25 protein-coding genes are annotated in these 19,926 nt (G+C 65.8%); 11 read left to right on the top strand and 14 right to left on the bottom strand.

Translation table 11 applies throughout. The features are described 5' to 3' along the window. Window positions 1-5 precede the first annotated feature (5 nt). The 13 genes from hypB to L0962_RS02780 form a co-directional block, all read right to left on the bottom strand. The gene (gene hypB, locus L0962_RS02840) at window positions 6-1,100 is read right to left on the bottom strand and encodes a hydrogenase nickel incorporation protein HypB (protein ID WP_234083923.1); all 1,095 of its coding nucleotides are present in this window, start codon (window positions 1,098-1,100) and stop codon (window positions 6-8) included. A gap of 12 nt (window positions 1,101-1,112) precedes the next feature. Beyond that, window positions 1,113-1,454: a hydrogenase maturation nickel metallochaperone HypA gene (gene hypA, locus L0962_RS02835; RefSeq protein ID WP_234083921.1), complete on the bottom strand. Its 342-nt coding sequence runs from the start codon at window positions 1,452-1,454 to the stop codon at window positions 1,113-1,115. After that, the gene (locus tag L0962_RS02830) at window positions 1,447-2,337 is read right to left on the bottom strand and encodes a hypothetical protein (protein ID WP_234083919.1); all 891 of its coding nucleotides are present in this window, start codon (window positions 2,335-2,337) and stop codon (window positions 1,447-1,449) included. Before L0962_RS02830 ends, hypA begins: the two co-directional genes overlap by 8 nt. After that, on the bottom strand, window positions 2,334-2,801 hold the full coding sequence (gene hybE / locus L0962_RS02825; protein WP_234083917.1) for a [NiFe]-hydrogenase assembly chaperone HybE: 468 nt from the start codon (window positions 2,799-2,801) through the stop codon (window positions 2,334-2,336). The genes L0962_RS02830 and hybE overlap by 4 nt, the downstream gene beginning before the upstream one ends. After that, window positions 2,798-3,010, bottom strand: a complete 213-nt coding sequence (locus L0962_RS02820) for a rubredoxin (RefSeq protein WP_234083915.1) — start codon at window positions 3,008-3,010, stop codon at window positions 2,798-2,800. Before L0962_RS02820 ends, hybE begins: the two co-directional genes overlap by 4 nt. After that, window positions 3,007-3,870, bottom strand: coding sequence for a hydrogenase expression/formation protein (locus L0962_RS02815; RefSeq protein ID WP_234083913.1), 864 nt, complete (start codon window positions 3,868-3,870; stop codon window positions 3,007-3,009). Before L0962_RS02815 ends, L0962_RS02820 begins: the two co-directional genes overlap by 4 nt. Beyond that, entirely contained in the window at window positions 3,867-4,325 is a 459-nt protein-coding gene (locus L0962_RS02810; protein ID WP_234083912.1) for a hypothetical protein, read from the bottom strand. Before L0962_RS02810 ends, L0962_RS02815 begins: the two co-directional genes overlap by 4 nt. Further along, window positions 4,322-4,624, bottom strand: a complete 303-nt coding sequence (gene hypC / locus L0962_RS02805; RefSeq protein ID WP_234083909.1) for a HypC/HybG/HupF family hydrogenase formation chaperone — start codon at window positions 4,622-4,624, stop codon at window positions 4,322-4,324. The genes L0962_RS02810 and hypC overlap by 4 nt, the downstream gene beginning before the upstream one ends. Continuing rightward, window positions 4,624-5,247, bottom strand: a complete 624-nt coding sequence (locus L0962_RS02800; RefSeq protein ID WP_234083907.1) for a HyaD/HybD family hydrogenase maturation endopeptidase — start codon at window positions 5,245-5,247, stop codon at window positions 4,624-4,626. Before L0962_RS02800 ends, hypC begins: the two co-directional genes overlap by 1 nt. Window positions 5,248-5,361: 114 nt before the next feature. After that, window positions 5,362-6,066, bottom strand: a complete 705-nt coding sequence (gene cybH, locus L0962_RS02795; RefSeq protein ID WP_234083905.1) for a Ni/Fe-hydrogenase, b-type cytochrome subunit — start codon at window positions 6,064-6,066, stop codon at window positions 5,362-5,364. Between the two features lie 22 nt (window positions 6,067-6,088). After that, window positions 6,089-7,885, bottom strand: coding sequence for a nickel-dependent hydrogenase large subunit (locus L0962_RS02790; protein ID WP_234083903.1), 1,797 nt, complete (start codon window positions 7,883-7,885; stop codon window positions 6,089-6,091). A gap of 1 nt (window position 7,886) precedes the next feature. Further along, the gene (locus L0962_RS02785) at window positions 7,887-8,981 is read right to left on the bottom strand and encodes a hydrogenase small subunit (RefSeq protein ID WP_234083901.1); all 1,095 of its coding nucleotides are present in this window, start codon (window positions 8,979-8,981) and stop codon (window positions 7,887-7,889) included. 228 nt (window positions 8,982-9,209) lie between these two features. Then, window positions 9,210-10,115, bottom strand: a complete 906-nt coding sequence (locus L0962_RS02780; protein WP_234083899.1) for a hydrogen peroxide-inducible genes activator — start codon at window positions 10,113-10,115, stop codon at window positions 9,210-9,212. Window positions 10,116-10,278: 163 nt separating this feature from the next. On the opposite strand from L0962_RS02780, the gene L0962_RS02775 reads away from it, so the two are divergent. The 10 genes from L0962_RS02775 to ccmI all read left to right on the top strand — a co-directional run bounded on the left by L0962_RS02775 (window position 10,279) and on the right by ccmI (window position 17,995). Continuing rightward, complete coding sequence (locus tag L0962_RS02775) at window positions 10,279-11,283, top strand: cytochrome-c peroxidase (protein ID WP_234083897.1); 1,005 nt, start codon at window positions 10,279-10,281, stop codon at window positions 11,281-11,283. 127 nt (window positions 11,284-11,410) lie between these two features. Then, the gene (gene ccmA / locus L0962_RS02770) at window positions 11,411-12,028 is read left to right on the top strand and encodes a cytochrome c biogenesis heme-transporting ATPase CcmA (RefSeq protein WP_234083895.1); all 618 of its coding nucleotides are present in this window, start codon (window positions 11,411-11,413) and stop codon (window positions 12,026-12,028) included. Between the two features lie 7 nt (window positions 12,029-12,035). Further along, window positions 12,036-12,704: a heme exporter protein CcmB gene (gene ccmB, locus L0962_RS02765; protein WP_234083893.1), complete on the top strand. Its 669-nt coding sequence runs from the start codon at window positions 12,036-12,038 to the stop codon at window positions 12,702-12,704. After that, complete coding sequence (gene ccmC, locus L0962_RS02760; protein WP_234083891.1) at window positions 12,701-13,447, top strand: heme ABC transporter permease CcmC; 747 nt, start codon at window positions 12,701-12,703, stop codon at window positions 13,445-13,447. Before ccmB ends, ccmC begins: the two co-directional genes overlap by 4 nt. Then, window positions 13,444-13,632: a heme exporter protein CcmD gene (gene ccmD / locus L0962_RS02755; protein WP_234083889.1), complete on the top strand. Its 189-nt coding sequence runs from the start codon at window positions 13,444-13,446 to the stop codon at window positions 13,630-13,632. The genes ccmC and ccmD overlap by 4 nt, the downstream gene beginning before the upstream one ends. Continuing rightward, on the top strand, window positions 13,629-14,117 hold the full coding sequence (ccmE, locus tag L0962_RS02750; RefSeq protein ID WP_234083887.1) for a cytochrome c maturation protein CcmE: 489 nt from the start codon (window positions 13,629-13,631) through the stop codon (window positions 14,115-14,117). The genes ccmD and ccmE overlap by 4 nt, the downstream gene beginning before the upstream one ends. A gap of 2 nt (window positions 14,118-14,119) precedes the next feature. After that, complete coding sequence (locus tag L0962_RS02745; RefSeq protein WP_234083886.1) at window positions 14,120-16,105, top strand: heme lyase CcmF/NrfE family subunit; 1,986 nt, start codon at window positions 14,120-14,122, stop codon at window positions 16,103-16,105. Then, window positions 16,102-16,686, top strand: a complete 585-nt coding sequence (locus L0962_RS02740) for a DsbE family thiol:disulfide interchange protein (RefSeq protein ID WP_234083884.1) — start codon at window positions 16,102-16,104, stop codon at window positions 16,684-16,686. The genes L0962_RS02745 and L0962_RS02740 overlap by 4 nt, the downstream gene beginning before the upstream one ends. Beyond that, window positions 16,683-17,159 (top strand): cytochrome c-type biogenesis protein, encoded by a 477-nt coding sequence (locus L0962_RS02735; RefSeq protein WP_234083882.1) that lies wholly within the window; start codon window positions 16,683-16,685, stop codon window positions 17,157-17,159. The genes L0962_RS02740 and L0962_RS02735 overlap by 4 nt, the downstream gene beginning before the upstream one ends. Then, complete coding sequence (gene ccmI / locus L0962_RS02730) at window positions 17,156-17,995, top strand: c-type cytochrome biogenesis protein CcmI (protein WP_234083880.1); 840 nt, start codon at window positions 17,156-17,158, stop codon at window positions 17,993-17,995. Before L0962_RS02735 ends, ccmI begins: the two co-directional genes overlap by 4 nt. 119 nt (window positions 17,996-18,114) lie before the next feature. Here the strand turns inward: ccmI and L0962_RS02725 are convergent, their stop codons facing one another. After that, window positions 18,115-18,360 (bottom strand): hypothetical protein, encoded by a 246-nt coding sequence (locus L0962_RS02725; RefSeq protein ID WP_234083870.1) that lies wholly within the window; start codon window positions 18,358-18,360, stop codon window positions 18,115-18,117. Window positions 18,361-18,383: 23 nt separating this feature from the next. Here L0962_RS02725 and L0962_RS02720 point away from each other — a divergent pair, with 23 nt between their 5' ends. Beyond that, window positions 18,384-19,895 (top strand): hypothetical protein, encoded by a 1,512-nt coding sequence (locus tag L0962_RS02720; RefSeq protein ID WP_234083868.1) that lies wholly within the window; start codon window positions 18,384-18,386, stop codon window positions 19,893-19,895. The last annotated feature ends 31 nt before the right edge of the window (window positions 19,896-19,926 follow it).

Genomic DNA, 19,926 nt, shown 5'->3' with positions numbered 1-19,926 from the left:
GCCGTTCAGCGACCGGCCAGTTGTTGCTCCAGTGCCGCGATGCGCGCCTTCAACGCATCGACGCTGTCGGCCCGCTTGCTGCCCTGCGCCGCCAGTCCGCCGGCGATCCAGTCCAGCCAGGCGCTGAGGCCGTCGCCGCTGGTCGCCGAGACGCGGAACACGGTCAGGTCGGGATTGACCCGCCGGGCATTGGCTTCGGCCAGGTCGGCGTCGAAATCGAGGTAGGGCAGCAGATCGCACTTGTTGAGCAGCAGCACGTCGGCGGCGGCAAACATGTCCGGGTACTTGAGCGGCTTGTCCTCGCCCTCGGTGACCGACAGGATCGCCACCTTGTGGTGTTCGCCGAGATCGAAGGCTGCCGGGCAGACGAGGTTGCCGACGTTCTCGATCAGAAACAGCGAACCGTCGGCCGGATGCAAGCGTTGCATCGCGTGGCCGACCATGTGCGCGTCGAGGTGACAGCCCTTGCCGGTATTGATCTGCAGCGCCGGCACGCCGGTGGCGCGGATGCGTTCGGCGTCGTTGGCGGTTTCCTGGTCGCCTTCGACGACGCTGATCGCAAACTGCGCCTTGAGCCGCTCGATGGTCTTCACCAGCAGCGTCGTCTTGCCCGAACCGGGACTGGACACCAGGTTCAGCGCGAAGATGCCGCGTTCGTCGAACCAGCTGCGGTTCTGCGCGGCATAGCCGTCGTTCTTGCTCAGGATGTCCTGCTCGATCTGCACCATGCGTGCCTGGCTCATGCCCGGCACATGGGCCCGGGCCGGACCGGCGCCGAAATCGAGATCGCCGGCGGCATGGTCGTGGTAATGATGGTGCTCGTGCTCGCCGTGGTGGTGGTGCGTCGTCTCGTCGTGGCCGTGCGCGTGCTCGCCATGGTGGACGTGTTCGTGGGCGTGCACGCTGCCGTCGGCATGCGTGTGCGGGTGGGCGTGCGCGCCGGCCAGCGCGGCGCCGTCGTGGCCGTGGGCATGGTCGTGGCCGTGGCCGTGGGCGTGGTGGTGCGCATGCACCGTGCCGTCCTCATGCACGTGGGTGTGTTCGTGCGCCTCCCCCTCGATCCGGGTTTCCCCGGCACCGCAACCGCAAACCGTACACATGTCCCGTCTCCTTTATTCGATTTCGATTTCCCTGACCCGCATCTCGGTACCGCCGGTCGGCTGCACCTGATGGCTGCCGCAGCGCGGGCAGCTGCCATAGCGTTCGGCGATCGCCACCGTCTGGCCGCAGGGCAGGCACCAGCCGCTGCCTTCGACTTCGACGATGTCCAGCGCGGCGCCGTCGGCGATGCCGCCGCGTGTCACCGCATCGAAGCAGAAGCGCATCGCTTCCGGCTCGACCGCCGACAGCCGGCCGATTTCGAGCACCACCAGCTTGACCCGGCGGGCGCCTTCGCGCCGCGCCGTCTCCTCGACCAGCTGGATGACGCCTTCGGCGAGCGACATTTCATGCATCCTGCAACTCCACGACGTGAGGAACGCAGGGATCGAGCGCCAGCACCGCCTGCGTCAGCCGGTACGCGGCCATGTCCCGGGTCGGGCAGGCGACGTCGGCCAGCAGCGAGGATAGCGCAGCAGCGTCGGCAAAGTAAGCGTCGGTCGGCGCCCAGACGCGATAGTCGGCGACCCGGCCGTCCACCAGCCGGACACCGTGGGTCAGCACGCCGCGCGCCGTCGGGGCCTGGGCCACGCCCCAGCCATCGCCACCGGCCGCCGCCAGCGGATAGGGATGCTCGGCGAGCAGCGCCGCGAAGGCCGTCGCCACCTCGGCCAGGCGCGCCCGGTAGGCCGCGGCCAGGGACAGGGGGCGAACCGGCGTCGGCAGCACGCCGGTTCGCCAGGCCGCCAGCCAGCCGGCCGGATCGAGGCGCGGCACGGCGGCGGCCGGCGTGTCGCGGTCGACCAGCGCGGCCAGGCATTTTTCGCTCATCGGCTGCAGGACGTTGTCGATCAGGTAACGCGTTTCCTGGATCAGGCGGTCGCCGTGCCGCTGATTGCGCCAGGCGGCGAACACCTCGCGCTCCGGAGCTTCGCCGATCGCCGCCGGCCAGTCGAGCAGCAAGCGCCAGAGATGTTCGTGCAGGCATTCGATCCACAGCGGGCGATCATCCGCCGCCCGTGCCGGCTCACCGGCAGCAACGGCCAGCGCGCGAGCGGCGACGGCGCGTTGCGCCTCGCCGCACAGCGCGTACAGGTAAGGCACCGTCTTGACCACCACGCCGGGCGTCTGGCCGATGAACAGGCGGGCGGCCGGCGGCCGTTCGAGATGGACGCTGATTTCCTGCAGTGCGCCGGCAAGCCAGCCGGCACGCACGGTCAGTTGGCCCGGGCCGATCATCCGCGCAGCCCGAGGAAGGCGCGTCGACTGCGGGTCGCCGGCGGCGACGGGGCGTCGACCGGCGCCGCGAGCAACCCCTCGACTGCCGCCAGGGCGGTCAGACGCGCCGCTTCGTGTGTGTCGAACTCGGGCACCGGCGAAAACAGCGAGCACAGGTGATAGACGCCGAGCCGGGCTTCCTCGGCGACCAGGAAACTGTAGTCGCCGGACGGAAAGCGCCAGTCCACGCCCGCCCCGCCGCTCGCCAACGGCCAGCCGGCAGTCGCCCCCGGCAAGCGCAGCAGATTGATCGCCCACGGCGTGACCAGCGCGCCGATCCAGTGCAGGTCGCTGTAGCGGCGGAAGCCGATGGCCTCGACCGACAGCGCCCGGTTGGCGATCGGCAGATCGGCCATGCGGGTCGCCGCGATGTCGGCAAAGACATCTTGCAGCGCGGTCGACGGGTCGTCGTGCCAGATTTTCACGCGCCCATCCGCATGAACTTGTGCTTTGGCGCATCGCAGCCCGGACAGCACCAGTCGTCGGGCAGTGCGGCAAACGGCACGCCGGGCGGAATGCCGCGCACGTCGTCGCCCTCGGCCGGATCGTAAACCCACCAGCAGATGCCGCATTCCAGCGCTTCGTCGGCGGCCGCGCCGCGGCCGGCGCCCTCGAAACGCGCTTCGCCGGTCATGCCGGTTCGCCGAGCAGCGCGACATATTCGCGCAGACGCTCGATCGAATCGGCGAAATCCTCGTCGGCCGCCAGCGCCACGTCGGGCATGCCGACCACCTCGATGGAATTGAGGATCAGCGCATCCATGCTGTTGAAGTACTGGACCCACCAGACATTGCGCAGGCGTGTGCTGGTGATCCGGCAATTGCCGTAACCGCGCGACAGGATCGACACCTCGCGATGGCCGAGCCAGCCATACAGCGTGTCGAGGTCGGGGTCGCTGACCGGCAGCAGGCTGAGGTTGATCACGTGCGCCGGCTGGCCGGGCTGCCAGGCCGTCGCCTGCAGGCGGATTTCCTCGACCAGCGCCTGGGCGTTCATGCAAGCGGCCGGGTAATCGGGCGCCGGCAGCGTCGCGCTGGCGGTCTGCCGCATGGCCTCGGGCAGCACCGCCGGAATCTCGCCGGTGCACAGCCGGTCGGAGATCATCGCGCCGTCGTCGGCCAGCTGCAGCACGCGCCAGATGCCGGCGAAGGCGGTTTCCTGCACGCGCCAGTGGGCCGGCGCAACCGTGAATGCGCTGACTTCGCCGAAACCCAGCGACTGGTTGAGCACGTCGCGCACGGCCGGCGCCAGGGGCGCCAGGTCGAGGCCGGCATCGCCGCGCAGGCCGGCGTTTTCGGCGGCATCGACGAAGGCCGCCAGCAGGTCGGCGGCAGCGGCCAGGCTTTCCGGCGTGGCATCGTCCGGCAGGCGCGGCGCAGCAAAGGTCTGCATGCCCTGCGGCATCGGCAGGTAATCCGGCGCTTCCTCGCCTTGCGAGCCGGGGCCCATGGCGACGACGGGGATCGGGAAGGGGGGCAGCGAAGCGTAGTTCATGCACAGGCTCCTGGGGTGCTGGCGGCGACCACCGGAATGGCGATCGGCCGGGGTTGGGCCGGCCCGGCAAGCAGGCGTTCGACTTCGGTACGGTATTCGGCCCAGTCGCGGATGCCGGGCAAGACCCCCTGGAAGGCGCCGTCGCGCAGGAAGACGACGGCCGGAGCACGCGCCACGCCGTAAGCCTGCATCAGCGCCGGTGCGACGTCCGGCCCGGCGACCCGGCGGGCAACGCCGTCGCCCAGCGCCTTGAGGGCTTCGGGCAGGATCACGCAGGCGTCGAGTACTTCCAGGTTGCGTTGCGGATCGTCGGTCAGCAGCAGCGCGCACAGCCCGGCGGGAAATGCCGCGTCGCTGCGGTCGACCCGCTCGAATCCGTGTTTTTGCGTCATCCGGGCGATGGCCGTTTCCAGGCGTTCGAGCGAGGTCGGGCCGGCTTTCAGTTCGAGGCTCATGCGGTTTTCGTCCTGAGGAATTCGGGAAGTTGGGGTTCGCGGTCAAGATCGGCGAAAAAGGCGGAAAGATCGCTTTCACCGCTGTCGACCGCAGCCAGGGCATCGAGTGCCGCACCGATCGCCGCGGCGCGTTCGGCATCGATCACTTCGCGCGCGGCATCGAGGAAGCACAGCAGCCAGGCACCCGGCGGCTGGGCGCCGACCAGCCGGATGTCGATGACGACTTCGCCGACCCGGCTCCGGCAGCGTGCGAAGTGCTCGCCGCAGTCGAGGACCTGGACGGGAATGCCGAGGCACATCAGGTCGGCTCCAGGTTCAGGAAGCGGGTGTCGCCCAGGCGATAAGCCTGTTCGGCCGACGGCCGCTCGCCTTCGTAGACGTCGATGGCCAGCGCCGCATCGGTGATCGCTTCGGCACCGGCAAGCCGGCCGTCGCGCGGCACACCGGGCGCCCCCCAGCGGTCGAGCCAGTTCAGCGCCAGTTGCAGCGCCGGCGCCAGTTGCGCCTTGACCACGTCGCGCAGGCTGCCGCCGTAGTCTTCGAGTTCTTCCGGCTGAACGCCGATCAGTACCAGTTCGGCCGGCAGCTTGCCGGTCAGTTCGGCGGCCATCAGCACTTCCTGGAAACCGGTCTGGTGCAGGCTCATCTTCTTGGCGCCCATGAAGCGCGGCACCTGCTCGCCGAGCACTTCGCGCAGGTCGCCCGGCGTATCGCCGTAATCGACCGCATCGAACACCAGCAGGGCATCGGCCTCCTGCACGTAGGGCAGCAGGTAGAGCCCCTGCGTGCCGCCATCCATCAGCCGTACCTGCGGCGGAAACTGCCAGCCGGCGTTGAGCGCCTCGACGCAACGCACGCCGAAACCTTCGTCGGCCCACAGCAGATTGCCGATGCCGAGTACCAGGACGCGTTTTGAGTTCATTGTCGTGCCTTCGAAAAAGACGCCCCGGCCGCGTGGACCGCAGCACGGGGCAAACGCAAGGTAAGACGCCTAAACTTTACTGATGACCAGGCCGCGCGGCGGCAGGCATCGCCATCAGTCCTTGAACATCCGCCAACCGCTGATCATCGTCGAGATCAGCGACTGCCGGCTCATGATGTCTTCACGAATGGCGGCATAGATATGCACGACGGCGAAGGTCATCATGATCCACATGCCCAGCCGGTGCAGGTTGTGCACCTGCATCGAGCCGCCGAGCGCCGGGATCACCCAGCCGAACAGCAGGTCGCTCCAATGGCCGAGACCGGCGCCCTCGCTGTACAGCGCAAAGCCGGTAAACACCATGCCGACGGACAGCACCGTGAAGAAGAAGAACATCATCAACTGCGCCATCGGATTGTGGCCGACGTATTTCTTCGGCGTCTTTTCCAGGAAAAGATACCAGCGCAGTTCGAAGAAGACTTCCGCCCACCAGTGGCGATTGAAGATCGGCAGCTTGAAGATCTGCTTGGCGTGGTGGTTGCCGACCGCGGCCCAGTAGATGCGCCCGAGCAGGCCGACGGCGAAGATGTAGGCGGCGGCAAAATGGGCGAAACGGATGTAGCCCATCAGGAAGTTCTCCGCCGCCTCGCCGGGCACCGTCGGCAAGGGCTTGCCGATGAAGTAGCCGGTCACCGCCAGCACCACCATGGCCAGCGCGTTGATCCAGTGCCAGAGGCGCACCGGCGCCTCGTAGACGTAGATCGAACGTACCTGCCGACCGTGCCGCTCGGCCTCCAGCATGTCCTGTTGTGAAAGCATTTCAGCCTCCTTTCCGGACCGCTCAGCGGACCTTGACCGACGTCATTTCCTGGCCGTCCGGGCTCATCACGTGCGTCGAGCAGGCCAGGCAGGGATCGAAGGAATGCAGCGTGCGCAGGATTTCCAGCGGCTCGTCGGCCTTGGCCACCGGGGTGTCCATCAGCGACGCCTCGAAGGCACCGATCTGGCCCTTGTGGTCACGCGGACCGCCGTTCCAGGTGGTCGGCACGACGCACTGGTAGTTGTCGATCTTGGTGTCCTTGATCGTCACCCAGTGGCCGAGCGCGCCGCGCGGCGCCTCGGTGAAGCCGACGCCCCGGGCTTCCTTCGGCCAGGTTGCCGGTTCCCATTTCTCGATGTTGGCGGTGTTGAGGTCGCCGTTCTTCAGATTGGTCATCAGCTTGTCGAACTGCTCGCGCTGCAGCTTGACGCAGTACGCCGTTTCCAGGCCGCGCGCGGCGGTCCGGCCGAGCGTCGAGAACAGTGCGGTGACCGGCACGTCGAGCTTCTTCAGCGCACCGTCGACCAGACCGTGGATTTCCGGGAACTGCTTCGGCTGCAGGTAGCCCATCACCATCCGGGCCAGCGGGCCGACTTCCATGGCATGGCCGCGCCAGCGCGGCGCCTTGATCCACGAGTACTTGGCGCCCTCGTCGAGTTCCTGGATGTTGGTCTTGCTGCCCTTGGTGTTCGGGCCGAGCACGAAATTCGGTTCGGTGACGCCGTCGAAGGGATGCAGGCCCTTGCTCTCGTCCGGGTACTTGTACCAAGAGTGGGCAACGAATTCCTGGACCTGTTCCGGGTCACGCAGGTCGACCGGGTGGATCTCGTCGAGCTTGCCGTCGATGATCGCGCCGCGCGGCAACAGCAGGCTGTTGGTCGAATAGTCGTTGGCGATGTTCGGGATGTCGCCGTAGGAGAGCAGGTTCTTCGACGAAATGCCGCCGCCGTACAGCCAGCCCTTGTAGAAGGAACCGATGGCCAGCAGGTCGGGAATGTAGACCTGCTCGACGAACTCGGTGCAGCGGTCGATGATGCTCTTGACCAGGTTCAGGCGCTCCATGTTGATGGCGCCGACCGCGCCCGTGCCCTCGAGGTTGATGGCGCAGGGCACGCCACCGACCAGCCAGTTCGGGTGCGGATTCTTGCCGCCGAAGATGGTGTGCACCTTGACGATTTCCTTCTGGAAATCGAGGGCTTCGAGGTAATGCGCGACGGCCATCAGGTTGGCTTCCGGCGGCAGCTTGTAGGCCGGGTTACCCCAGTAGCCGTTCATGAACGGGCCGAGCTGGCCGGATTCGACGAACTTCTTCAGGCGGTTCTGGATGTCGCGGAAGTAGCCTGGCGATGACAGCGGCCAGCTGGAAATGCTCTGGGCCAGCGTCGAGGTCGCCTTCGGATCGGCCTTCAGCGCCGACACGACATCGACCCAGTCGAGCGCGTGCAGGTGGTAGAAATGCACCAGATGGTCGTGAATGTAGAGATTCAGCTGCATCAGGTTGCGGATGATGTTGGCGTTGTCGGGGATTTTGATCGACAGCGCGTCCTCGACCGCACGCACCGAGGTCAGCGCATGGGTGCCGGTGCACACGCCGCAGATGCGCTCGACGAAGGCCCAGGCATCGCGCGGATCGCGGCCCTTGAGGATGACTTCGAGACCGCGCCACATGGTGCCGGTGGACACGGCGTTGCGGATCACGTTGTTGCTGTCGAGGTTGACCTCGACGCGCATGTGGCCCTCGATGCGGCAGACCGGGTCGACGACGACGCGCTTGCCGGTGTTGTCGAGCTTGAAGCCCTGGGTTTCGTAGACGCCCATCTCAGTTTTCCCCCTGTTTTTCGCTCGTGGACTCACCGGCCTTCTGACGGGCGCGGGCGAGTGCGGTGACGGCAGCATGCGCGGCGATCGCGGCACCCACGGTGCCGGCGGCGGCCTTGCCGATGGTGTCGGCGTTGGCTTCGACACCGAAGGCCTTGATGTCGGTGACGCGGTCGTAGAAGCTGCCCTTGTCCCAGAAACCGTCTTCCGAGCAGCCGATACAACCGTGACCGGACTGCACCGGCCAGCTGACGCCGCCGTTCCAGCGCATCGACGAACAGGCGTTGTAGGTGGTCGGCCCCTTGCAGCCCATCTTGTACAGGCAGTAGCCCTTGCGCGAACCCTCGTCGTCCCAGGCTTCGGCGAACTGGCCGGCATCGAAGTGGCCGCGGCGATAACACTTGTCGTGGATGCGTTGACCGTAGAACATCTTCGGCCGGCCCTGGCGGTCGAGCTCGGGAATGCGGTCGAAGGTCAGCATGTAGGTGACGACGCCGGTCATGACTTCGGCGATCGGCGGGCAGCCCGGCACGTTGATGATCGGCTTGCCGGAAATGACTTTGTGCACCGGCGTGGCGCGCGTCGGATTCGGCTTGGCGGCCTGCACGCAGCCGTAGGAAGCGCAGGCGCCCCAGCTGATGATGGCCTTGGCGTCGGCGCAGGTTTCCTTCAGCACTTCGACGAAGGGACGGCCGCCGTGGATGCAGAACATGCCATCCTCGTTGAGCGGCGGGTTGCCCTCGACGGCGACGATGTAATTGCCCTTGTACTTCTTCTTGACCTCTTCGATGATCGCCTCGGCCTGGTGGCCGGCAGCGGCCATCAGCGTGTCGTCGTAATCGAGCGACAGCATCGACAGCACGACATCCTTGGTCAGCGGATGCGCCGAGCGGATGAAGGATTCGGAGCAACAGGTGCATTCCAGACCATGCAGCCAGATCACCGGCGTGCGTGGCTTGTTTTCGAGCGCGTGGGCGATACGCGGTGCAGCGGCACTGCCGAGGCCCAGCGACGTGGCGGTCAGACTGCAGAACTTCAGGAAGCTGCGCCGAGTGATGCCCTGGCGACGCAGCACTTCATAAAATGTTTCGGTCACTTCCGTATCCCCCGTTGGTATGGTTCTGCCGGGCATCAACGCAAAGCGCGTGCCACCCTCCGGGATACGGGATTTATGCTGTCAATTCATGGACTTTGGTAGTCACCGGCATACTCGACCACGGGGCTGGCGACACAAAACCGAATACATCGATTCCATAGTGGAAAATTGCTTTCCACCTACGGTCGACCGCAGGAAATCGGGATTTTTCCGGCCCGCCGGTCGCGCTCAGACCAGCAGGCGGTAGGCCGGCACCTCAAGCCGGCGCACGGCCTCGAGCAGCGCTTCGATCGCCTTCGGCCGGACAAAGCCGGAACGCCAGGCCAGCGCGATGCGCCGCGACGGCGCCGGCTCGACGAACGGCAGGACGCGGATCAGATCGTTCGAATAAGGATGCTGCAGCGCCCCTTCGGGCAGCACCGAGACGCCCAGGCCGGAGGCCACCATGCAGCGGATGGTACCGATCGAATGACCGAGCCGGATATCGGTTTCCGGGCTGCTGACCTGCGGGCAGGCGCCCAGCACCTGATCCCGGAAACAGTTGCCGGCCTTCAGCAGCAGAACCTCGTCGCCCGCCACATCCTCGGGCGCGATGGCTGTCTTGCTCTCCCAGGGATGCCCCAGCGGCACGACAACCTTGAAGGACTCGTCGTAGAGCGGCCGGGTCAACACGCCCGGCAGGTCGAAGGGCAGGGCCACGATGACCACGTCGAGATCATTGTCGCGCAGCATGTCGGCGAGATTCGCCGTCATGTTTTCCTCGATGGCCAGCGGCATCCCGGGCGCCACCGCCTTCAGGGAATGAATCAGTTGCGGCAGCAAATAGGGGCCGATGGTATGAATGATCCCCAGACGCAGCACCCCCTCGAGCTGGTCGCGCCCACGCTGCGCGATCTGCCGGACCTTCTCCGCCTCGTCCAGCGCATGCTGCGCCTGCAGCACCACCTGGCGCTCGACGTCACTGGGGCTGACGAAGCCCTTGCCGCGCTCGAACAACTGCACGCCGAGTTCGTCTTCGAGACGGGCGATGGCGACGCTCAACGTCGGCTGACTGACCGAGCAGCGCTCTGCCGCCCGACTGAAATTACCTTCCTGGGCCAGCGCGACGATATAGCGCAGTTCGGTCAGGGTCATGCGGTTCTCCTCGGTGACGATGGGCTCTAATGGCCCTTGCCACTATAGGGAATAACTATAGCAGCTATAGACAAAGTCCATAAAAATCATTGACTTGGATCAATGTTAACACAAGCCTCCCGAGGACAATGGCCGGACCGAGCTTTTTCAACGAGGGAGAACAATGATGAAACGCACCATTCTCGCCGGCGCCATCGCGGTGCTTGCCGGCTTTGCCATGCAAGGCAGCGCGCTGGCCAGCGACGAACCGATCCAGCCGATCAAGCCGCCTGCCAACATCAATCTGGGCCTGGTCGAACTGGGCAAGAAACTGTATTTCGATCCGCGCCTGTCGAAATCCGGCTTCATTTCCTGCAACTCGTGCCACAACCTGTCGATGGGCGGCACCGACAACATCCCGACGTCGATCGGCGACAAATGGCAGCAAGGCCCGATCAACGCGCCGACCGTGCTCAATTCGAGCCTGAACCTGGCCCAGTTCTGGGACGGCCGCGCCGCCGACCTCAAGGCGCAGGCCGGCGGTCCGATCGCCAACCCGGGCGAAATGGCCTTCACCCACACGCTGGCGATCAACGTGCTGGAATCGATTCCGGGCTACGTCCGCGAATTCAAGCAGGTCTTCGGCAAGGACAAGATCGACATCGAGCAGGTGACGCTGGCCATCGCCGAATTCGAAAAGACGCTGGTCACGCCGAACTCGCGTTTCGACCAGTGGCTGCTGGGCAAGAAGGACGCGCTGACCACCGACGAACTGGCCGGCTACAAGTTGTTCAAGGATAGCGGCTGCATCGCCTGCCACAATGGCGAGGCCGTCGGCGGCAACTCCTTCCAGAAAATGGGTCTGGTCGAGCCGTACAAGGCCAACAGCCCGGCCGAAGGACGCTCGGCGGTGACCGGCAAGGACGCGGATCGCTTCAACTTCAAGGTACCGACCTTGCGCAACGTCGAAATGACCTATCCGTACTTCCACGACGGCGCCGCCAACACGCTGACCGAAGCGGTCGACACGATGGGACGCCTGCAACTCGGCAAGAAGTTCACCAAGGATGAAAACGCCAAGATCGTCGCCTTCCTGAAGACGCTGACCGGCGATCAGCCGAACTTCACGCTGCCGATCCTGCCACCATCGTCCGACAAGACGCCGCGTCCGACGCCGTTCGCCAAGTAAGCGCCGACCGGTCGTCTTCATGCGGGGGCTTCGGCCCCCGTTTTGCTGCCCGTTTTGATCCGCCTCAATCTGCCGGTACACTGGCGCGTCCATAATTTGCGCCGGGTCCCCTTTCCCTGGTTTTTCGATGCTGGAAGCTGACAATCTGGAATGCGTGCGCGGCGAGCGCCGCCTGTTCGCAGGCCTCGGCTTCAAGCTGGAAGCCGGCGAACTGCTCTATCTGCAGGGCCGCAACGGTGCCGGCAAGACCAGCCTGCTGCGCATGCTGATCGGTCTTCTGCCGCCGGAAACCGGCGAAATCCGCTGGCGTGGCGAACCGATCCGCGCACTGGGCGACGAATTTCGCGCCGAACTCTGCTATCTCGGCCACCTCAACGCGATCAAGGAAGAACTGACGCCGCTCGAAAACCTGCTCGCGGCCGCCCGCCTCGCCGCGACCGATCTGTCCGAGGACGCCGCGCTCGATGCGCTGGAGCAGGTCGGCCTGGCCGGACGCGAGGACCTGGCCTGCAAATACCTGTCGCAAGGTCAGAAACGGCGGGTCGCACTGGCCCGCCTGGTGGTCGACCGGCGCGCCCTGTGGATTCTCGACGAACCCTTCGTCGCACTCGACGTTGCTGCGGTCGACTGGCTGGCCGGCATCATTTCCGCCCACCTGCAGCGCGGCGGACTGGCCGTGATGACGACGCACCAGCCGGTGGACATTCCCGCCGGCACCGTTCGCCAGCTGCGCCTCGGAGCCTGACGCGAACATGCACAACATCGTCTTCGCCGTCATCGCCCGCGACCTGCGTCTGGCGCTGCGTCGCCCGGCCGATATCGCGTCGGCCGTGTTCTTCTTCGTCATCGTGGTCAGCCTCTTTCCGCTCGGCATCGGTCCCGAAGTCGACCTGCTGCGCAAGCTGGCGCCCGGCGTGCTATGGGTCGCCGCATTGCTGGCGACCATGCTGTCGCTGCCGCGCCTGTTCGCCGACGACCATCGCGACGGCACGCTCGAACAACTGGCCCTGGCCCCCCACCCGCTCGGACTGGTCGTCACCGGAAAAGTGATTGCTCACTGGCTGATCTCCGGCCTGCCGCTGGCGCTGATCGCGCCGGTGCTCGGCATCCAGTTCGACCTGACCGCCGATGCACTGCTCGTGCTGACCGGCGCCATCCTGCTCGGCACGCCGGCGCTGTCCGGCATCGGCGCGATCGGTGCGGCCTTGACCCTCGGCCTGCGCGGCGGCGGCGTGCTTTTGTCCCTGCTGGTTCTCCCGCTCTATATTCCGGTGCTAATATTCGGCGCTGGCGCAGTTGATGCGACGGTGTCCGGACTCGGGGGAGAAGGACACCTTTCCCTGCTCGCTGCCATGACCATCGCCGCAATCGGTTTCGCCCCCTGGGCGTCGGCCGCGGCCCTGAAGATCGCCCTCGAATGACAGACCGCTTCAACCTCTACCACTACGCCTCGCCGGCCACCTTCTATCCGCTGGCCGGCCGCCTGATTCCCTGGTTTGCCGCACTGGCTGCGATTTTCGGCCTGATCGGGCTGTACATCGGCATGCTGGTCGCGCCGACCGACTTCCAGCAGGGCGAGGGTTACCGGATCATCTTCATCCATGTCCCGGCCTCCTGGATGTCGATGTTCATCTATCTGGTGATGGCTTTCTGGGCGGCCATCGGCCTGGCCTTCAACACCCGGCTGTCGGGCATGATGGCGCGGGCGCTGGCACCGACCGGCGCGCTGATGGCCTTCCTGTCGCTGTGGACCGGCGCGCTGTGGGGCAAGCCGATGTGGGGTACCTGGTGGGTCTGGGATGCCCGGCTGACCTCCGAACTGATCCTGCTCTTCCTGTACATCGGCTACATGGCCCTGGTCGCCGCCATCGACGATCCGCGCCGCGGCGACAAGGCTGGCGGCCTGCTGCTGCTGGTGGGCGTGGTTAACGTGCCGATCATCTACTTTTCGGTCAAATGGTGGAACACCCTGCACCAGGGCTCGAGCGTCAATCTGGCCAAGTCGTCGATGGCCGAGGTCATGCTGTGGGCCATGCTGCTGGTCGCGCTGTCGTTCTGGATGTACTCGATCGCCGTCGCTTTCGCCCGCGTCCGGACGCTGATCCTCGAGCGGGAACGCAACGCCGACTGGGTCAAGGCCGAACTCGCCGGAGACCGCCCATGATCTACTGGAACAGCTTTTCCGACTTTCTCGCCATGGGCGGTTACGGCCTCTATGTCTGGGGCTCCTTCGGTGTCACGGCACTGATCATGGCGAGCGAACCGCTGCTTGTCGCCAGACGCCGCAAGGCCACCATCGCCCGATTGAAACGCCAGCTTCGCGCTGAATCCAGGACAACCGACGCATGAAATCCCGCCACAAGAAACTTGCCCTGATCGCCGGGGCCATCGCCGTGTTCGGCATCATCGTCGGACTGGTGCTCAACGCGCTGAACAGCAACATTGCATTGTTCAAGTCGCCGACCGAAGTCGCTGCCGGCCATTATCCGAAGGACCAGTTGTTCCGCATCGGCGGACTGGTCAAGGAAGGCAGCATCCAGCGCCAGGCCGACGGCGTGACCATCCGTTTCATCGTCACCGACACCGAACACGACATCCCGGTCGATTACGTCGGCATCCTTCCCGACCTGTTCAAGGAGGGCAAGGGCGCCGTCGCCCAGGGCCGACTGCAGCCGGACGGCACCTTCAAGGCCCAGGAAGTCCTGGCCAAGCACGACGAAAACTACATGCCGCCGGAAGCCGCCAAGGCCCTGAACGACGCCCATGCCCGCGGTGTCCAGAAACAGGCCGAGCAGGAAGCCGCCGCCACCGCCCAACCGAAGAAGACCTACTGAGCATGATTCCCGAACTTGGCCATTTCTCGCTGATCCTCTCCGCCGTCGTTGCGCTGCTGCTCGGCGTCCTGCCGTTGATCGGCGCCCATCGCGATGCCCCGGCGTGGATTGCCTTCGCCCGTCCGGCCGCATCGGCGCTTGCGCTGCTGGTCACCGTGTCGTTCGCCTGCCTGACCTGGGCTTTCGTCGCCAACGATTTTTCCGTGGTTTATGTGGCTCAGCATTCGAACAGCCTGCTGCCGCTGGAGTACCGGATGTCCGCTGTCTGGGGCGGCCACGAAGGCTCCCTGTTGCTGTGGATGCTGATGCTCAGCTGGTGGGCTTTTGCCGTCCGGCTGTTCTCGCGCCGCCTGCCCGACGCCATGGTGGCCCGCGTTCTCGGCACGCTCGGCCTGGTCTCGTTCGGCTTCCTGCTGTTCATCCTGTTTACCTCCAATCCGTTCGAGCGCCTGCTGCCGGGCGCAGCCGAGGGACGCGACCTCAATCCGCTGCTGCAGGATCCCGGCCTGATCATTCACCCGCCGCTGCTGTACATGGGCTACGTCGGTTTTTCGGTGGCCTATGCTTTTGCCGTCGCCGCACTGCTCTCGGGCAAGCTCGACGCCGCCTGGGCCCGCTGGTCGCGGCCCTGGACGACGATCGCCTGGATCTTCCTGACGCTGGGCATCGCGATGGGCTCCTGGTGGGCCTACTACGAACTGGGCTGGGGCGGCTGGTGGTTCTGGGACCCGGTCGAGAACGCCTCGTTCATGCCCTGGCTGGTCGGCACGGCGCTGATCCACTCGCTGGCGGTGACCGAAAAGCGCGGCAGCTTCAAGAACTGGACGGTGTTGCTGGCGATCTCGGCGTTTTCGCTGTCGCTGCTCGGCACCTTCCTGGTCCGCTCCGGCGTGCTGACCTCGGTGCATGCCTTCGCCACCGACCCGACCCGCGGCATCTTCATCCTGGCTTTCCTGGTCGTGGTGATCGGCGCCTCGCTGGCACTGTTTGCCTGGCGGGCGCCCAGTGTCGGCCTCGGCGGCCGCTTCGGACTGATCTCTCGCGAATCGCTGCTGCTCACCAACAACGTACTGCTGGTCGTGGCCTGCGCCACCGTACTGCTCGGCACCCTCTACCCGCTGCTCATCGACGCGCTGGGCGCCGGCAAGATTTCGGTCGGTCCGCCGTACTTCGACGCCGTCTTCGTGCCGCTGGTCGTCCCCATCCTGTTCCTGGTCGGCCTCGGCCCGTTCGCCCGCTGGAAACAGGCCAGTTTCTCCGAAGCCCTGCGCCTGCTGCGGTGGGCCTTTGCCGCCGCCGCACTGGTCGGCATCGCACTGCCGCTGGTTTATGGCCAGTGGAAGGCGTTGACCGCACTCGGCCTGCTGCTCGCCGCGTGGATCGTACTCAGCGGGTTGATCCACCTGTTCCAGCGCGCCAGCGCCACCCGCCAGGGACGCAGCCTGCCCGCCTCGCTGTTTGCGCAGCCCGGCAGCTTTCTCGGCATGCACGTCGCCCACATCGGTGTTGCGATCTTCGTCGTCGGGGTCACCATGGTCTCCAGTTTCGAAGAGGAAAAGGACGTCAAGATGGCGCCCGGCGAAACGGTCGAGGTGGCCGGTTACCGTTTCCTGTTCAACGGCGTCCGCGCCGTGCAGGGCCCGAACTATCAGGCGGCGCAGGGCGATTTCGATCTGTTCGTCGGCGACCGGCTGGTGCGCAAGCTCGACCCGGAAAAGCGCAACTATTTCTCGTCGTCGATGCCGATGACCGAAGCGGCGATCGACACCGGCTTCCTGCGTGACGTTTATGTGTCGCTCGGCGAACCCATCGATCCGGACAAGCCGGAAGCCGAATGGGCCGTCCGCGTCTATTACAAACCCTTCGTCGACTGGATCTGGGGCGGCTGCGTCGTGATGGCGCTCGGCGGCCTGCTGGCGATGTCCGATCGACGTTACCGCAGCGGCCGCGCCGGCAAGCCGCAGACCGCCGTCGAGGCCAAGTCATGAATCGCTACTACTGGATCCTGGGCGCCTTCGCGGCGCTCGTCGTGCTGCTCGCCGTCGGGCTCAACCTGAATCCGCGCGAGGTGCCGTCGCCGCTGGTCGGCAAGCCCGCCCCCGACTTCAAGCTGGCCGTGCTCGGCCAACCCGGGCAGACACTGAGTCCGGCCGACATGAAGGGCAAGGTCTGGCTGCTCAACGTCTGGGCGTCGTGGTGCGTTTCCTGTCGCCAGGAACACCCGGTACTGGTCGAACTGGCCAGGCAGCAGATCGTGCCGGTGATCGGCCTGAACTACAAGGAAGTCCGCGGTGACGGCGAAATCGACATGCGGCGCATCCCGGCCGAACAGGAGGTTCCGCTCGCCAGCCGGCGCGCCGAAGCCTGGCTGAACGACCACGGCAACCCCTACACGCTGACCGCAATGGACATCGATGGCCGGGTCGGCATCGACTACGGCGTTTACGGCGTGCCGGAGACCTACGTGATCGACAAGACCGGCGTGATCCGCCTGAAGCACACCGGCCCGATTTCGCCGGACGTGCTGTCCGGCAAGATCCTGCCGCTGGTCGGGGAGTTGTCGAAATGAAGCGTTTTATCCTGCTTTTTGCGCTGTTCGTCGCGTCGACCGCAGCTTTCGCCTCGTCGGCCGGCGAAGCCGCCGTCGCCGCCGATCCGGTGGCTGAAAAACGCCTGCAGGCATTATCCAAGGAACTGCGCTGCCTGGTCTGCCAGAACGAAACACTGGCCGACTCGAATGCCGAACTGGCCGTCGATCTGCGTCGCGAAATCCGCGGCATGATCCACGAGGGCAGATCGGATGCGCAGATCGTCGAGTTCCTGGTCGCCCGCTACGGCGATTTCGTGCTCTACCGGCCGCCGGTCCAGGCCAACACGCTGCTCCTGTGGGGCGGACCGCTGGTCCTGTTCGTGATCGGGTTGATCGCACTGGTCCGCTATCTGCGCCGGCGCAACGACGCCATTGTCGCCGCCGAACGTCCGCTGAGCACCGAGGAATCTCGCCGGGCCACGGAACTGCTCAAGGAAACCGATCCGAAATGAATCTCCAGTTTGCCCTCTTTGCCATCCTGCTCATCGTCACCGTCGCGGTCATCATCCTGCCGCCCCTGTGGTTCGGTGCCCGCAGCCGGATCACCAGCGCCGACCGCAAGGCGGCCAACCTCGCCATCTTTCGCGACCAGCTGGCCGAACTAGAACGCGATCAGGCCGCCGGCACACTGGCCGCCGCGGATTTCGAGATCGCCCGCGGCGAACTGCAGCGCCGCCTGATCGATGAAGTGGATCACGGGGAGACCGCCCCCGCCGCCGTGCCCGGCACCAGCCGCAAAACCGCGCTTGGCGTACTGCTTTTCCTGCCGCTCGCCGCACTCGCCGGCTACCTCCTGCTCGGCAACCCGAAGGCACTCGATCCGGCAGCCACGGCACCGCAAAAGCAGATGACCGCCCAGGACATCGAGAACATGGTGAGCCGTCTGGCCGAACGCATGAAGACCAACCCGGACGACATGCAGGGCTGGATCATGCTCGGCCGCTCCTACAAGATGCTGGGTCGTTACGACGAAGCCATCGCCGCCTATGGCAAGGCCGAACCGCTGATCGAACAAGACCCCGAACTGCTCGCCAGCTACGCCGAAACCCTGGCCATGGGCGGCGGCAAGGGTTTTGCCGGCAAGCCCGCGGCCTTGGTGGAAAAGGCGCTCAAGCTTGATCCCACGCATGCCCACAGCCTGTTCCTCGGCGGTGCCGTGGCCATGGAAGCCGGCGACAGCAAAACGGCCATCGCCCGCTGGGAGGCCCTGCTGCCGCAGGTCGAACCGGACAGCGAACTGGATCAGATGCTGCGCAAGGGCATCGAACAGCTGAAGAAGAAAAAGTAAGCGGCGCATGCCCCGGCGCCGGATTCGGCGGTATGCTGCAGGTGTCAGCAGCAGCGGGGCATCACGTGACGATTTCCACGGTCAACCATGCCAGTCGCCGAAAAACCACCGGCGACCGGTCATTCACCGCCGATCTGCCCCAGACTGGGCGGCCGCATGCCGAGTTCAAGCATTTCGGTCTCCAGCTTCAGGCGCAGCACCAGCAGGCCTCGCAGGGATTCCCTGGCGGACTCGGCTCGGTGGTCGGCCATGCAGGCTTCTACCTCCGCCCGGCTGTCGAGATTGACGCCGCAGATCGCGGCATAGCGTCGAATCTCGTGATCGAGATCGGCGACTTCCTTTTCGTAATGTTCGAATCCGCTCATGGGCAAAGCATACGCCCAACACCATGAACATGCACTGGCTGGCACTTCCGGAAGCGCGCAGCGCGTACTCCCCGGCCTTCACCGAGCAAACCGGCGCCAGCGCCTGGATTGCCCGATTGCCGCAGGCCGACCCGTTCGAAACCCTGCTGGCGGTTTTGCGCCAGATCGAAGCGCTCGATGCCGCCGATTTGCCGGGCAGCGAAAAATTCGCGCTGCTCTGTCGGCTGCGCTCGCTGTCCATCCACCCGCAGCGGGCCCTGAACGCCCGCTACCTGCGCAAGGCCCTGCCCCTCGCCAGGGAGGACCGACGCTGTTTCGAACTCGCGCAACGCTGCTGGCGCTCGCTGGCAATCGCCTGCATCCGGCTGGCACGCGCCCTGCCACCGGGCAAGGCCCTGCCGGCGCTGCATCATGCCGCTGCGGCGATCCGCCTGGCTCAGCACGTTCATTTTCAGGCCGCCGCCGAACTGCCGCCCTGGCTGGACCGCCTGCCATTTGCCGTGCTTGCCCATGCCCGCCAGGCCGGCATCCTGCGGGAGGTCGTCAGCGACCCGGACTTTCCGCACATCGAAGCATCGACCATCAACGGACAACTGACCTGGACTTTCCTGCTCCGGCTGAGCGATCCATACGCCTTGAGTGCCGCCCAGTTGAGCGTTGCCAACCGGGCCTACAGCCGCTGGCGGGATCTCGCCGAAATCATCCAGACGGACGGCGAAGCGCAGGCCGGCTGCATTGACCTCGGTCGGCAGTTCGCCATCAACCTGCCGAGCGATATTCCCCGGTTGCTGAGCTTTTCCAGGGTCCTGCGCAAGCTGCAGGCCCGGATCGAAGCGCTGCAGCAGGGAGAATCGCCGCAATCGCTGAAACTTGGCCCGGAACTGTCCACTGCCGCCTGTCTGCGGCTGCTGCAATTACTCGAAAGACGCCTGTCCGGTCAGGAAGCCCGGACGCCACCGGAAGACGGCAAACTCAGCCTGGCCTTTGGCGAAGTGCTCGCTTACGAACTGCTGACCGGCCATCCGCTGCGTCCGCCGGCCGATCTGGACGTCAACAGCGCAAGCCTGGCACACCAGCGGATCGCCACCTTCGGTTTCGACCGGCTCGCCAATCTGCATACGGCCGTACGACGCGTCGACGTGCCCGTCGAAGACTGGCAATCGCTCGACGGGATCGCGTTGCGCTCGCCGGACAAGGCGCTCCCGCGGCGCCAATCGCCGTGCCTGATCGCCTGTCACCGGCAGGGCGTTGTCCGGCTGGGCATTCTCGACGGCCTGCAATGCGCCGGCGACGACATGCTGAGCGCCGAACTGCGCTGGCTGCCCGCGCCAATCCAGGCCGGGGTGCTGAACGGTCGGCAACGCCATGCCTTCTTTCTCGAAGCCAGCGGCAATTCGGCGATCCTGCCCGCCGCGCTCGGCTTGCGACCGGGCGTTTCGCTGCTCGTCGAAGGTCTGTCCCGCGAACGCTGGCTGCTCGGCGAGATTATCGAGCGCGGCGTCGATTTCGTCCGCCACACCGTGAGCGCCCAATAAAAAAGGCCCGTCCGGAGACGGGCCCTGCGGT

This window comes from Azonexus sp. R2A61, from assembly GCF_021401135.1.
Taxonomy (GTDB): domain Bacteria; phylum Pseudomonadota; class Gammaproteobacteria; order Burkholderiales; family Rhodocyclaceae; genus Azonexus.
The sequence above is the reverse complement of the archived record's forward strand: the minus strand, read 5'-3'. Positions and strand labels throughout refer to the sequence as shown.